Source organism: Halomicronema sp. CCY15110 (assembly GCF_016888165.1).
Taxonomy (GTDB): Bacteria; Cyanobacteriota; Cyanobacteriia; order Phormidesmidales; family Phormidesmidaceae; genus Halomicronema.
In genome coordinates, this window is sequence record NZ_JACSWC010000176.1 from 1 (window position 1) to 14,300 (window position 14,300).

The following is a 14,300-nucleotide window of genomic DNA, read 5'->3' on the forward strand; positions in this document are numbered from 1 at the left end:
GGGGTTGGGGTGGGGTCGGGGCGAGGCATTCTCGGAATAACGCTCACTTATGCCCGTAACCTAACAACGAGAATGCCTCGCCCCTATGGATAACGGGTGGAATGCCTGGCCCTTTTGGGAAATGGGGCAGCGGGTTATTCGGAGATTTCCGATCGCTCTTGTTGCCCATCGGCGTCGAGTTCGACTTGGGGATAGGTTGCTAATGCGTCCGGTTTGCTAAAGAGCGATCGCAGCCGTTCGGGCGCTTGTTGTCGCAGCCAGCCCACAATGCCATCGGGCAGGGCCGTCACCACCAAGAGGAATAATGCGCCCTGGAAAAACAGCCAAACTTCGGGAAAGCTTTCACTGAGTAAGGCTCTGGCCCAGTTCACCAGCAGAGCTCCGAGCACCGCGCCGACCAAGGTGGCCCGACCGCCCACAGCGACCCAAATCACCATCTCAATCGAAAAGGCGATGTCCATAAACTGGGGGGAAACGATGCCCGACTGCACGGTGTAAAGCGCCCCGGCGATGCCCGCGATCGCCCCCGACACCGCAAACACCAACACCTTAAAGCCCGTCGGGTCGTAGCCGGAGAATCGCACCCGGTTTTCGTCATCCCGAATGGCCACCAACAAGCGGCCAAACCGACCACTGGTGAGCCAGCGGCATAGTAAATACATCAGCACCAGCATGACCACCGTAAACAGGTAAAAGGTCATCTGCATGCGATCGCTACCCACCTCTTGGCCCATAAAGACGCTGGTGCTAGTTTTCAGACCGTTGGTACCGTTAATCCACTTCTGCTGACCGTTGAAGAGGTTGAAAAAGACGACCAACGCTGCCTGGGTCAGGATGGAAAAATAAACGCCGCGAATCCGGTTACGAAACACCAGGTAGCCCAACAGTCCAGCGACGATGGCGGGAATCGTAAAAATCGCAATCAGAGTAAAGGGCAGCGAAGCGAACGGTCCCCAAAACCAGGGCAGGGTATTGACCCCATACAGCCCAAAGAATTCCGGGATTTGTCCTTCGTCCAAGCTGTTGAGCTGCAAGAACATGGCAAAGGCATAGCCGCCCAAGGCGAAGAAAATGCCGTGCCCCAAGCTCAGGAGGCCCGTAAAGCCCCAAATCAAATCGATGCCCAGGGCGACAATCGCCAGCGACAAAAAGCGCCCCAGCAAACCCAGCCGAAAACCACTCAGCAGTAGCGGTAAAATCACCGCCATCAGCACCACAAACGCAATGACGCCAATGATTTCGATAGTCCGCTGGCGAGACTTTTGAGCTTTGACCTGTTTGCGAGGTCGAACGGGAGTATCGGTCACCATGAATCTCTCTTAAACCTCCACCGAGCGGCCTTTCTGCGGGAACATACCAGCGGGCTTCCATTGCAAGAAAGCGATAATCAACGCGAATACCATCACTTTGGCCATGCTGGTGGTGGCAAAGAAGGTGAAAAAGTCTGTGACGGGCTGGAGGGCAGGGAAGGGGGTAAACAAGAGGGCGATCGTGCCAGACCCAATCAGGTAGGTCACAATGCCGATGACGAGGGCGGCCACAATGCTGCCCGCCAGCTTGCCCACACCGCCTACCACCACCACCATGAAGGCATCCACAATGTAGTTGCCGCCCAAATTCGGTCCTACCGAGCCCAGCAGCGTGACGGCACAGCCCGCGATCCCCGCTAGCCCCGACCCTAGAGCAAAACTAAGGGCATCCACCTTTTCGGTAGGAATGCCCAAGCAAGCGCTCATTTTACGGTTCTGCGTCACGGAACGAATGCGTAGGCCCCAAGCGGTGCCGTTGAGGAACCAGTAAATGCCGATCAGGCAAACAATCGTGAGACCGATGATAAACAATCGAGCGTAGGGAAACTGTAGGGGCACGCCACTGCTAAACCAATCAGGTCGTGCGGGCTGATTGAGGAAAAAGGTGAATAAGGTGAGGATGGACGCAAGCAGAGCCGAGGCGATCAGCACGACTCGGTCGTTATCGAGACGTTCGGTAATTTGCCGCTCGGACCGGATAAAGGCGAAGTAACCGACGATCCACAGCAGGGCAAATAAAAACACCCCAACAGTAATGGCCCAGTAAAGCTGGGAGGCCACTTCGCCACTCACAGACACTCCGCCTCGGAGCCAGCTCGGGGCCGTTACGTCCACGTTGCGTGCGCCAAACCAGGCACGGCTTAGGGTTGTGTTGCCGCTTTGATTGATCAAGATGCCGGTAATAATCGCGATCGCCCCCGACAACATCAGTACGACTGGATTGGCAATGCGGCTCAAGCGTTCCCAGTTAGCCTGGCGTTGCAAAATCCAACGTCCGCCAAAAAAGAGCACACAAAAGATTACCAGGCCGATCACCAGTGACCAGCTCACACTGCGGATAAACTGTCGCAAAATCAGGCTCACGCCCCAAGTCGCGAGCAAAGTTTCCAGGGGGCGTCCGTATAAGTGACGAATCACTCCCCGCTCAAGCAAGAGGCCAACCGCCGCTGCCACGAGAAAGGCGATCGGGAGCGCCACCAGGAAATAAATTTCCAGGGCCCCGCTCCCGATCGCGGCAGCACCATTTTGCACAACATAAGTGGTATAAGCACCCAGCATCATCAATTCGCCGTGGGCCAGATTAATCACGCCCATCAGACCAAACACGATCGCCAGTCCCAGCGCCACAATCAGGAGCACCGACCCGATGCTAAGACCGTTAAATAATCCGCCAAGCAGTCCCTCAATCACCTTGTTACCTACTGCGTAATGACTTGTTCAGCGCCGACCCCGCAAGGGTAAGGCTCGTCTGCGGCCAACCCACTTGCTGGGGGGGAATTAGACTGGTGCGGCTGCGCTACCCACCGGCGTGTGGGGCCTAGGCGAGCCAGCCCTAGTCAGCCTCACCCATCGAGCAGGCTGAGTCTTAACCCTGGCCGTACGACTCGACTGCTGCCTGCAAAAAGACTTTGTTAGCTATACGCTGTCCCAGTCCCTGGCACTGTTACTTTGACTACCAATAAAAAAGGAGAGCAATTTCTCGCCACCCATGGCAAAGTGTTGCTCTCCTTCACTTCAGGTTGCGTAACCCATCAAAGTGTCAAGTTATGCGCCTTCCACTTCATACTGACCGCCCTTTTCAGGGTCAGACCAGTCGCAAGCCAGGCCCTGCGTTTCGGGTACGTACTGGTTCCAGGGCACCGGGTCGATCGGGCCATCAGTCGAAGATACGATGTCGAACAGACCGTCATCGCGAACTTGGCCAATCCGTACCGTCTTCGAGATGTGGTGGTTGGGGTTCATGGTCACGAGCCCTTCGGGAGCCGCAAATTCCTGACCATAAGCCGCTTCACGCACAGCGGGAATATCCGTGGTGCCTGCAGCTTCCACCGCCTGCTTCCACAGGTAAACCATGATGTAAGCGGCTTCCATGGGGTCATTGGTCACGCGATCGTCACCATACTCCGCTTTGAAGTCAGCGACCCACTTCTCGTTCTCAGGGGTTTCCACAGTTTGGAAATAGTTCCAAGCGGCGTAGTGACCGACCAAGAATTCGGGGCCAATCTGGCGAACTTCTTCTTCCGCCACACTTACCGACATTACGGGATACATATCCGGCGTCATGCCAGCGCCCTGCAACTGCTTAAAGAAGGCGACATTGCTGTCACCGTTCAAGCTGTTGAAAATGACGCCGCCTTCGGGCATGGCAGCTTTGATTTTGGTGATGATCGGAGTAACTTCGGTGTTACCCAGAGGCAAGTAGTCTTCGCCGAGGGTGTTGCCGCCCTTGGCTGCCAACTGTTCTTTGATGATGGTGTTGGCAGTACGCGGGAAGACGTAGTCCGATCCCACCAAGAAGAAATCAGTTCCTTGATTTTCTAACAGCCAATCAACCGCAGGCTCAATCTGCTGGTTGGGTGCAGCCCCGGTGTAAAAGATGTTTTGGGAGCACTCTTGCCCCTCATACTGCACGGGGTACCACAACTGGTGCTGCTTGGATTCAAACACTGGCAGCACGGCTTTGCGGCTCGCGGAAGTCCAACAGCCAAAGACCGTTACAACCTGATCCTGGTCAATCAGTTTCTCAGCTTTCTCAGCGAAGGTGGGCCAGTCAGAAGCGCCGTCTTCTTCGATCGCTTCAATCTGTCTACCCAGCACGCCACCAGCTGCGTTGATTTCTTTGATGGCCAGCTTTTCCGCATCCACAACGGTAGTTTCACTAATCGCCATCGTGCCACTCAGAGAGTGCAAAATGCCGACTTTAATGGTTTCACCGTCACCACCCGCAGCCGCAGTCTCTTCACCGCCTTCAGCCGGAGCCTCTTCGGTTGTGGTGTCGGAGGGAGCTCCACATGCCTTGAGCAGCATTGCGGTGCCCATGGTGGCGGAGCCGTAGATTAAAAACTTCCGTCTGCCAAATCGATTTGTCATACGTGCCGTCGCTCCTGACTCAAAAAGTTGCTTACTCGTAGCAAAGTAACTGTGAACTAAGCCTCAGAGAGTCCTCAATCAGAGTCACCACTCTCCAAGTTCTAACCAGCGGCAGAGGCCAAACAGTTTTGCTTCGCCACAGTAATTGCATCGTGATACTAAAGTCAGGGAACATACTTAAATGTAGTGTGGGATACAAAATGTCACCTTTCGCCAATGATTAAGCCGAATTTAAGGCCATTTTGCTTTTCCCGGTCTTTTATTTCCCTTACTTCCCTCAATCGAGGGTCGATCACTCAAGGGTGATGGGCATGGTCGTGGGTGTGCCCGTGGGCAAACTCTTGGGCGGCGCTAGCTACCGCTGGACTGGGGCCGAGTTTTTGTTGATGGCGAATCAGGTCAATGACGGTGTTAAGGCCTTCGCAGGTTTTGAGGTTGGCGAAAATGAAGGGGCGATCGCCGCGCATCTTCTCTGTATCGCGCCGCATGACTTCCAGATCGGCCCCAACGTACGGGGCGAGGTCAATTTTGTTGATGATCAAAACGTCTGATTTCATGATCCCCGGCCCGCCCTTGCGCGGAATTTTGTCCCCTGCCGCGACATCAATGACGTAGAGCGTCATTTCCACCAGTTCGGGACTGAAGGTGGCGGCGAGGTTGTCGCCACCGCTTTCGACAAATACGATGTCCGGGGCAAAGCGCTCGACTAAGCGATCGATCGCCTCCAAATTGATCGAAGCGTCATCGCGGATGGCCGAGTGGGGACAGCCGCCCGTTTCGACCCCGATGATGCGATCGCGTTCCAACGCCTCGCTGCGCACCAAAAACTGGGCGTCTTCTTGGGTGTAAATGTCGTTGGTCACCACCGCGAGATTAAAGTCGTCGCGCATGGCTTTGCAGAGCGCGTCGATCAGTGCGGTTTTGCCAGAGCCGACGGGACCAGCCACCCCGACCCGAAATGGTTTCGTCACAAAGCTATCCTCAATTCTGAAAGAGCAAACAGGGTTAGTGAGGAATTATAGCGATAGTCCACCGCCCCCATGGCCGGGGCGAGGCATTTTCGTAATGTCTGGTTAGGCGGTACCGAACGGGGGACACGAAGCCTTGCCCCTAACTGCGAAACAAGCGGCTGTACAGTGCCTCATGCTGCATACTGGCGAGGGCAACACCCCAGTTGCAGGCCATGAGATCGGCCTCAGTCATGGCAGCGATTTCGGCATGAGCCGTCTGAATCGGTGCGGTCAACTGCTGGAGCAAGCGCTGGCCCTCAGTTTGTCCCAAGGGGACGGCGCGGACGGCGGCACTGATGAGGTTGGCGGCCCAACTGTGGAGAAAGGCGATCGCGGCTTCCTCCAGAGGAATTTGCCACGCTTGGGCTACCAGGCTGTAGGCGATCGCAAAATTACAGTCTCCCTGGCGGGCAAAACCGGGCAACTGCTCCGTCAATTCCGGTTCCAGGTCGGCAAACAGGCGCAGCAGCGATCGCCCCATTTGCCAGCTTTGCGATCGCATTTCCGCCGTTTCGCGCAGCGCCGACAACCACTGATTCCAGCGGGCCAATGCTTCAAAATCTGGTTGGCTGGCGGCGAGATAACTCCACCGCAGGATGGCGGCTTCCAGCCGAATGCTGCCGCTGTTGAGTTCTTGCGAGAGCCAGTGGAACAGGTCGGAGCCCGTCGCGATCGTGCCCTGGGTCGCCAGCGTTTCGATCCCCTCAGAATAGCTGTATGCCCCAATGGGCAGGGCCGGACTCGACAGTTGCAACAGCGTCAACAACCGGCCCTGGGTCAATTGAAGATTCATAAACCTGCTCTCATGCCCAAACGGCATCAGCCCCTAAAATTTGGATGTTCTGCTGTCCAAAGTATTTACCGCACTTTGTTGCGCCTTTAAAGCCATCCTTAACGAGCTCGGGGCGCAACTATCATCTCTACATCACTCACTTTCTTGAATCAATGGTATGGCAAGCGTAGCTTGTTCCGAATTATGAATCAGTTCAAGCGGCTCAGACGGCCATCGCCATCGGCGGCTCCCCAGCCTCCCTTCAAGGTGCCGCTGCGCGCGGCGCTGACGATTCCTTTCTTTGCGCAATTAGTGCTAATTGTCAGCGTTGTGGGATACGTCTCATTTCGCAATGGCAAATCCGCTGCCGATGCCATCATGCGCGATTTTGGCAAAAACACCGCCGATACCGTGGATGAGCATCTGCGCAGTTATCTCCAGACGCCCCCGCATATCAATCTGGTGACCCAAGGCTTGATCACCCAGGAGCTGTTGTCCACTGAGGAGCCTGATCGTCTGAGTCAGTATTTTTGGCAGCAGCTGCATCATCATGAATCGTTGCGGTTTTTGTACTTGGGCACCGCCCAGGGGGGATACATTGGCGCGACTCGTGAGTCAGAGGCGACGATTGGGCTACCGGGAACCGTCAGTGTTGATTTAACTCCGACCCTCGGAGCCGGGTTGATTCATACTTACCGCACCGATGACCAAGGACAACCGATTGAGTTATTGCAGGTCATTGAGTCACCTTACGATGCTCGTCAACGGCCCTGGTTTCAGGCAGCGGTGGCCGATGCCAAGGCGAGCTGGAGTGAGGTGTTCGCTTCGTTTTATGACCCGATTTTGGGCATTGCCGCCTATCAACCAATGTATGGTGAGGGCGAGGAGTTGTTGGGGGTGTTGGGGGCCGAGTTAGATTTGGCTCACCTCAGCACATATTTGAATAGTTTGGCGGTCGGCGCTTCGGGCGCGGTGTTTTTGGCTGAGCCCAATGGCCTATTAGTGGCAGCGTCGGATGGCACGCCATTGTTCACTCAAGACGCTACTACCGAAGAACTGCAAAGGTTGACCGCCGCCCAGAGCCAGTCGTCTTTGCTGCAGGCGATCGCCCCCCAGTTATTTGTGACTGAGTCACCGCTGGCAAATCGCCCGCCCCCATCGCCGGATGCCTGGCCCCTAGTCATGCCGCTACGGGTTGAGGGACAGGTTTACTCGGTCTATGTGCAGCCCCTTGCTGATATGCCGGGGTTGGATTGGTGGGTGATCGTCATCCTGGCGGAGTCTGACTTTTTGGCAGATTTCCGGGTCAATGCTGGCTATACGGTGTTGCTGTGTGTCCTGATCGTGCTGCTGGCGCTATGGTTCACCCTATGGATAGCGCACTGGCTGAGTGCGCCGATTCATGCTCTCAACCAAGCCTCCCAGTCAGTCACTAACGAGCAGTTTGAGCTGCCGACGATTCACACCCCGATTCAAGAACTGGCAGAACTGTCGCAGCGGTTTCAACAAATGGCCGTGGCAGTCGATACCTCCTTGGAGGATCTGCGCGATCGCTTTCACGCCGCCTTTGAGTCGGCTGCGGTCGGCATGGCTCTGGTGGATATGACCGGGCAAACCATCGCGGTCAATGAGGCGCTGGCTGAGATGTTGGGATACACCTCAGCCGAGTTATTGAACATGAAGCCGCAAGACATTGTGCATCCAGAGGATTGGCTGCGGACTGCACCCTTCAGAGAACAGTTGCAGCAAGGCGAAATTCAAACCTACAGCTTGGAAAGACGGTATTGCCATCGCCAAGGCTATATTGTTTGGGGGTTATTTCACATGTCTTTGGTGCGCGATCGCCGCCACCAACCCGTTTATTTTTTCTCCCAAGTACAAGACATTACCGCTCGCAAAGCGACCGAACTGGCCTTGCAAAACACCACCCAGCGGTTAGAAGCCTGGGCCAATACGATTCCCGGTCATATTTTTTCTTTACGCATTCAGCCCGATGGCGAACATGTGTTTGACTATTCCAACCACTACATTGAGGTGATTACTGAGATCCCACGGGAGCAGTGGCTCGCGAATCCCGATCTGGCCAGAGTGCTCATTCATCCTGAGGATCTCGCTGATTACGAAGCCGCATTAGTGCGCAGCAGAGAAACGCAGCAGCCGTTTGAGCATGAATGGCGCATCATTACCCCCTCGGGAAAACTGAAATGGGTACAAGGCAAAAGTCACTTAAGCCAGCACCAGAACGGCGAGAAAGTCTGGCACGGCATCCTGATGGACATTACTGCTCGCAAACAACTCGAATCTCAGCTGCAAGCCTCGAATCAGGAGCTAGAGCACCTGGCCCACTTGGACGGTTTGACCCAGTTGGCCAACCGTCGCCGCTTTGATGACTATCTGGCCCAAGTCTGGAAACTGATGCAGCGGGATCAAAACTGGCTGTCCTTAGTGATGATCGATGTTGACTATTTCAAACGCTATAACGATTACTACGGACATCCCCAGGGCGATCGCTGCCTGCAGGCAGTGGCCCAAGTATTGCAGCAGACAGTGCAACGCTCCGGTGATTTGGTGGCGAGGTACGGGGGAGAAGAATTTGTCCTCGTTCTCCCCTACACCCATGAAACTGGGGCCACCGCATTAGTGCAGCAAATTCAGCAACGGCTGCAAGCCCGAGCCTTGCCCCATGAAGATTCACCCATTGCCCCCCAGATCACCCTCAGTTTTGGCATTGTCACTTGCCAACCGGCTCGACATGATACCCCGACGGAACTCGTGCAAAGAGTTGATCAACTGCTGTACAAGGCCAAGCACCAAGGACGTAATTGCTGGGTGCAAATGTCCCTTTCATAACTTAGGGCCTGTCATCATTTAATCATCAAAGCCTGGCGGCAAAAGGACGACAGGCCCTAGCTTATTTCAGGAGTGCGGGCGCGATAATGCTGATCCCACCAGGTCTCTGGAATTATATTGATGACGCGCCCTAGGGACTGGCGCGTAAAAAAGATCCCCATGAACCGAGTTTCGACTCCGCTCAACTCTCGATACTGGTAGATTGAGCGAAGTCGAAACCGGATTGAACGGATACTTTATTGAGTTGCAGATCCCTTAATAACCATCAGGGACGGCGGCTAAACAATGTCCCACCTCCATTAGCAGGATCTTTTTTCAGGCGAGTCTCTGAAGTGCGATCGGCCTCAAATTCGTCGCGTCAGGTTGGGGCCGTGGGTGTCCGTCCCACAGGTTTTGAGCAAGTTAAAGTCTTCGGCCAGTTGCCGCATGGCGGGCGTCTTTTTGGGGCAGGGCCGCCACTCTTTGGGATTGTCGTAGGCGTAGTAAACCTCAATGCCATCAATGCCATGATCGGCAGCGGCCGCCACCAACTCTTCTGGGTTGCGACGATAGCGACAAGGATGAGCCAGCACCGCAATGCCCCCCGCCGCCTGAATCGACGTGATCACCTGCGCCGCTTGCTGATCTTGCCCTCGCGGTGACATATGGTTGAGATAGGGCTGCATGGCGGCATGACCAGGCTTAAAGGCATACCCCAAAATGTGCACGTCGACATCGGCCAGTCGGGACGTAATTTCAATCCCGGTCCACAATCGCGGCAGTCGTCTGGCCCCTTTTTTGCGGTCCCGCCGTTGAATGGGTGCCGGATTTTTCCACTGCCAGTCTTCTAAATACTGCTTGGCTTTCCGAAAGCCGCTGACGGTGTGGTGGTCGGTAATGGCAAATTCTCGTAAGCCGAGGCGAATGGCTTGCTCGATCAATTTTTCGGCGGATAGCTGCCCATCGGAATGATGGGTATGCATGTGAAAGTTCAACTGACCGGGACAGCTGGTTTCATCCACTGTCTCAAATATTCCTCGCAGTTTTAGAGCATCTCTCTGAAATGCCCTAGCCGAGACGCCTATTTGGACGGGGCTGACTACCATGATTGACCTTGCCGACTGTATTTCTCACTAAATATCTTTATCTCTATCTAATATAGCCGCCGTAAAAAGTTTACGTATAACTAATTCTTATTTTTTTAGGAATGGAATCTTCCCGTTTTCGTTCCCCATTCGCCCTGAGCATTTTGGGCATCCATAAACGTGTATGGGTGATCGGGCCATCGGTCAGTGTGGGTTGATATGCCGTCCAGGCATGGCGATCGCTCGTTTGATTGAGAATGCTTTTCTTCAAGATTGACGTTTTCGTGAAAATAGATCACTTTATTCGGTCACTTTTTGTTGGCTTGTTGCGACTTCATCTGAATAAAGCTGGGCTGTCATCAACCTTGTAACCCTATCAAACCCTGGAATTTTCCTTGTAAATCTGAGGATTGCGACCCGATTAGCCCAGATTGCGAGAAAAAATAGTAGAGAGTGGTTTGCAATAGTGATAGGATGTGCGCTAGTTGTTTTAACCGTAGTTATTCTCAATAAGGATTCGAACGGAAGTCATGTCCATGCACAAACTGACCCGACGCTCTTTTTTGGTGGCTGGCGGAGCCACCCTTGCCCTCAGCGCTGCTCAGCTCAATCGCCCCCGCCACGCCCACGCTCAAACTGGCGAAATTAATCTCTACTCATCGCGGCACTACAACACCGATGACGCGCTGTATGACGGGTTTACTGAGCAGACGGGCATTCGCGTCAATTTGATTGAGGGCAGTGCCGACGAGCTGCTGGAACGGATTTTGAGTGAGGGGGCCAATAGTCCGGCAGATGTCTTTATGACCGTGGATGCGGGGCGGTTGTGGCGGGCCACCCAGGAGGGCATTTTCACCCCCGTAGATTCGGCTATGTTGACGGAGCGTATTCCGGAAAATCTGCGTGACCCCGACGGGCTGTGGTACGGCTTTTCCAAACGGGCGCGGGTGATTATGTATAACCGCGATCGCGTGAACCCTGCCGAGTTGTCCACTTACGAGGCGCTGGCTGAGCCGAAATGGGCGGGCCGGGTGCTGATTCGCTCATCGAGCAACATCTATAACCAGTCGCTGGTGGCGGGCATGATTGAAACCAATGGTCTGGAGGCGACGGAAGACTGGGCAGCGGGGTTGGTGAGTAACTTTGCCCGCTCGCCCGAAGGCAATGATACGGCTCAGATCAGAGCGGTTGCGGCAGGTTTGGGCGATGTGGCGATCGCCAACAGCTACTACCTGGTGCGCTTGGGCAAGTCTGATGATCCCGCCGATCAGGAAGTGTTTGAAAGGGTCGGGGCATTTTTCCCCAATCAGGATGGTCGCGGTACCCACGTCAACATCAGCGGGGCGGGTGTGTTGAGCAGTGCGCCGAATCCCGATGGGGCGATCGTCTTCCTCGAATATCTCTCGACTCCCACCGCTCAGGAGTTCTTTGCCCAGGGCAACAATGAGTACCCCGTGGTGGAAGGCACCGAGCTGGAGCCGGTGCTCGCGAGCATGGGTGACTTTGTGGAAGATGAGGTGAATGTGGAAGCCTACGGCAGCAACGCCGAGGCCGCCGTGCAGCTCATGGATCGCGCGAGCTGGGAGTAAGCCACCGCTAGCCTGAGTCTGGTAAAAGTTGGGGTGGGTTTTGTCCGTTGCCTTGGCGAGTTGTCAGGTGACCAGGTCAAATCTACCCTGGCTAAAACCCGCCGCGACATGTGCCAATCATCTTCGTGTCACCACAGGGGCGATCGCTTCGACCGGATCGCGTTGCGTGCCACTACTCCCAGATTGAGCCATCTCGCTTGCACCTTGCCGCCATCGGTATTGTATTCGAGCCTCGAATAGCTGTCGCAAAACGGGCGATTAATTATGAGCAGTAGACCGTCTTAGCAAATAACGGATGCGCTAGGGCCTGTCATCATTGAGTCATCAAAGCCTTGCGGCAAAAGGACGACAGGCCCTAGTTTATTTCAGGAGTGCGGGCGCGGTAATGCTGATCTCACCAGGTCTCTGGAATTAATTGATGACGCGCCCTAAGGAATGGGAATTTAACTAAGTGTGGAAAGCCGTCTCGGCTGTTCCAGAGTAGTCAAGATGCCTGCCCGACACAACTTGGATCTTATAAAATCCTGATCCCTGAGTCTTGAACGCAGCCCGATCGCTACTCGACGGTCTCCATCGTGGGCTCCGGTTCCGGTTCTTTCGTGGCGAGCCGGGCCACCCGCTGCTGGATCGCCAAATGCGGTGCGACTCCTTCGTAGGCGTAGCGGTTAAAGCCGCCTACTTCCACAATCTGCTGCAGATAATCGACCCGCTCTTCCGGGGCGGGGTGAGACGAGAACCATTGCACACCGCCGCGATCGCCCACTTCTTCCTCAAGCGTGATCATCAAACTGTGCAAGCCATCGGCCGCGTACCCGGCAGCCGAGAGCAACTGGGTGCCCAGAATGTCAGCCTGGCGCTCCATTTCCCGCGAATAGCTGCTGAAGATCAGGTTGGCCGCGAGACCGCCCACTTCACGAATCGGAATCACCCCGGCAATGCTGCTGATCAGGTTGCCGTTGGTCACCAGTTGAAAGCCGTGGGACAGCACCGTGTGGGCCAGTTCGTGAGCGACGAGTCCGGCCAATTCTGCTTCGGATTCAGTCTTGAGAATGGCTCCGGCGTTGATGAAAACCTTGCCGCCGGGGAGCGCAAACGCATTCAGTTCGGGCTCATCCACTACATGAAACTCATAGGTAAATTCGTCGCGCCCCGCCAAGCTGGCTAATTCTTGACCCATGCGGTTCAGGTACTCCTCGACCTGGCGATCGCGCAGCATGGGCAGCTGGTCTTGGGCTTGCTCAGCCACGCTGGCCCCCACGACCGACTCGCCCTGGAGCAGAATCATCGCTGAGTTAAGCGCGGTAAAGGGGCCAATCAGACCGCCCGTGAGTAACAGCCCAGCGGTGCCCGTGATGAGGTTGCCAATCAAGTTGCCCGTCAATTCTTCATTCATCTCCGCCCGAAAGCGATCGAGATTTTGGGAACTCAGCGCCTCCATCTCCTCCCGGTCGGGATGCTCCGGGTTGAGTAGCGCAAACTGTCTGGCCGTGATGGCGGCTTCGATCCACTGCTCCAGGGCCATTTGAGCTTGGGTGCGAGCCTGCAACAGCGCTGGCTGACTCGGGTAGAGCATCAGCGACTGATCTAAAATCGCATCCGCTTCTTCGGCCCGATCATTTTCGATCAGATATTGCGAGTAAAAGACCTGGGCCGGAATGAATTGCGGATATTCCTGCACGAGCAATTCTAGCGGCACCAGGGTGCGATGGGTCAGCCCCAATTCATAGCCCGCTTTCGCTTCGCGCCAGTACACAGCCCCAGCAGGGGGTAAATCTGCCGGGTCGGTAATGGGTTCAGGGCGCAGGTCGGCGGGGTCAATTTGCCAAACGGCGTCTTTGACCTGGCGGTAAAGGACTTCGGCGGTTTCGTAGTCCCCGGCCAAATAGTGCTCATCCGCCGTCATCAAAATCTGCTGCCGCTTCGTAATCTTGAGGGGTGAGGTGTCCGTACCCGTGGACTCAATTTCGATATCGTTCCAGACGTTGCCATCACCAGTCGGCTCCTCTGGAGTCTGGCCTGCCTCTGGTACTTGGGGCACAACGTCAGGTTGGTTTGGGGGATCGGCGGTGACCGCCTCGTCCTCAGCCTCGGGCACGCTCAGATCTTCCAGCGAGGGTGGCGAGGGGGGGGCGGCTTCTGCTGGTGTTTGCGCCAGCACTGGCGTTGGGCTAGCGTATCCCGGTCGTCCTCCCCAGATCAGCCATTGCCAACCGGTGGATACTAAAAGACCCACCAGACACCAAGCTATCAACCGCTGTCCTTTATTCATGGCTTATCGGCCTGACTGCACTACAACCGTGCTCTTACTCTAGCTTGCAACGTCTTCTGCACCCGACGCAGAGCCCGCTCTGCCGCTTAAAAAACAGGGCAGTGAGCAATCGTCGAAAAATCTCGCTTAGACACAGCGATCGCGAAGAACAGTCAGGAGCAAGCTGTGCCAATAAGACGTACACATAGGAGACGAGTTCCCCAGGGTGTCGAAATTCGTTGCGCCACGTCACAACTTGGTTGTGGGGCTGTGCATTTGTCACGACAATGATGGGAAGGCGGCAAACATCATTCAGACATCAATATATGAGCGGCCACGCTGGCGATCGCTTGGGGCTATGACCATG

General features: G+C 55.3%; 9 protein-coding genes. 2 read left to right on the forward strand and 7 right to left on the reverse strand.

Features of this window, described 5'->3' with window-relative positions; genetic code table 11:
- Positions 1 to 134: 134 nt before the first annotated feature.
- The 5 genes from urtC to JUK32_RS04945 all read right to left on the reverse strand — a co-directional run bounded on the left by urtC (position 135) and on the right by JUK32_RS04945 (position 6,203).
- On the reverse strand, positions 135 to 1,310 hold the full coding sequence (gene urtC / locus JUK32_RS04925; protein ID WP_204137738.1) for an urea ABC transporter permease subunit UrtC: 1,176 nt from the start codon (positions 1,308 to 1,310) through the stop codon (positions 135 to 137).
- A gap of 9 nt (positions 1,311 to 1,319) precedes the next feature.
- Positions 1,320 to 2,720 (reverse strand): branched-chain amino acid ABC transporter permease, encoded by a 1,401-nt coding sequence (locus JUK32_RS04930; RefSeq protein WP_204137739.1) that lies wholly within the window; start codon positions 2,718 to 2,720, stop codon positions 1,320 to 1,322.
- A gap of 354 nt (positions 2,721 to 3,074) precedes the next feature.
- Positions 3,075 to 4,400: an urea ABC transporter substrate-binding protein gene (urtA, locus tag JUK32_RS04935; protein WP_204137740.1), complete on the reverse strand. Its 1,326-nt coding sequence runs from the start codon at positions 4,398 to 4,400 to the stop codon at positions 3,075 to 3,077.
- Between the two features lie 296 nt (positions 4,401 to 4,696).
- Positions 4,697 to 5,371, reverse strand: a complete 675-nt coding sequence (gene ureG, locus JUK32_RS04940) for an urease accessory protein UreG (protein ID WP_204137741.1) — start codon at positions 5,369 to 5,371, stop codon at positions 4,697 to 4,699.
- Between the two features lie 139 nt (positions 5,372 to 5,510).
- Positions 5,511 to 6,203: an urease accessory protein UreF gene (locus JUK32_RS04945; RefSeq protein WP_204137742.1), complete on the reverse strand. Its 693-nt coding sequence runs from the start codon at positions 6,201 to 6,203 to the stop codon at positions 5,511 to 5,513.
- A gap of 183 nt (positions 6,204 to 6,386) precedes the next feature.
- Here JUK32_RS04945 and JUK32_RS04950 point away from each other — a divergent pair, with 183 nt between their 5' ends.
- Complete coding sequence (locus JUK32_RS04950) at positions 6,387 to 9,032, forward strand: diguanylate cyclase domain-containing protein (RefSeq protein WP_204137743.1); 2,646 nt, start codon at positions 6,387 to 6,389, stop codon at positions 9,030 to 9,032.
- A gap of 344 nt (positions 9,033 to 9,376) precedes the next feature.
- On the opposite strand, the gene JUK32_RS04955 is transcribed toward JUK32_RS04950, so the two are convergent.
- Complete coding sequence (locus JUK32_RS04955; protein ID WP_204137744.1) at positions 9,377 to 10,117, reverse strand: PHP domain-containing protein; 741 nt, start codon at positions 10,115 to 10,117, stop codon at positions 9,377 to 9,379.
- 515 nt (positions 10,118 to 10,632) lie between these two features.
- Here JUK32_RS04955 and JUK32_RS04960 point away from each other — a divergent pair.
- Positions 10,633 to 11,685 carry a Fe(3+) ABC transporter substrate-binding protein gene (locus JUK32_RS04960; RefSeq protein WP_204137745.1) on the forward strand — a complete coding sequence of 351 codons (1,053 nt, stop codon included), beginning with the start codon at positions 10,633 to 10,635 and terminating at the stop codon, positions 11,683 to 11,685.
- A gap of 556 nt (positions 11,686 to 12,241) precedes the next feature.
- Here the strand turns inward: JUK32_RS04960 and JUK32_RS04965 are convergent.
- Entirely contained in the window at positions 12,242 to 13,954 is a 1,713-nt protein-coding gene (locus JUK32_RS04965) for a M48 family metallopeptidase (RefSeq protein WP_204137746.1), read from the reverse strand.
- Positions 13,955 to 14,300: the final 346 nt, after the last annotated feature.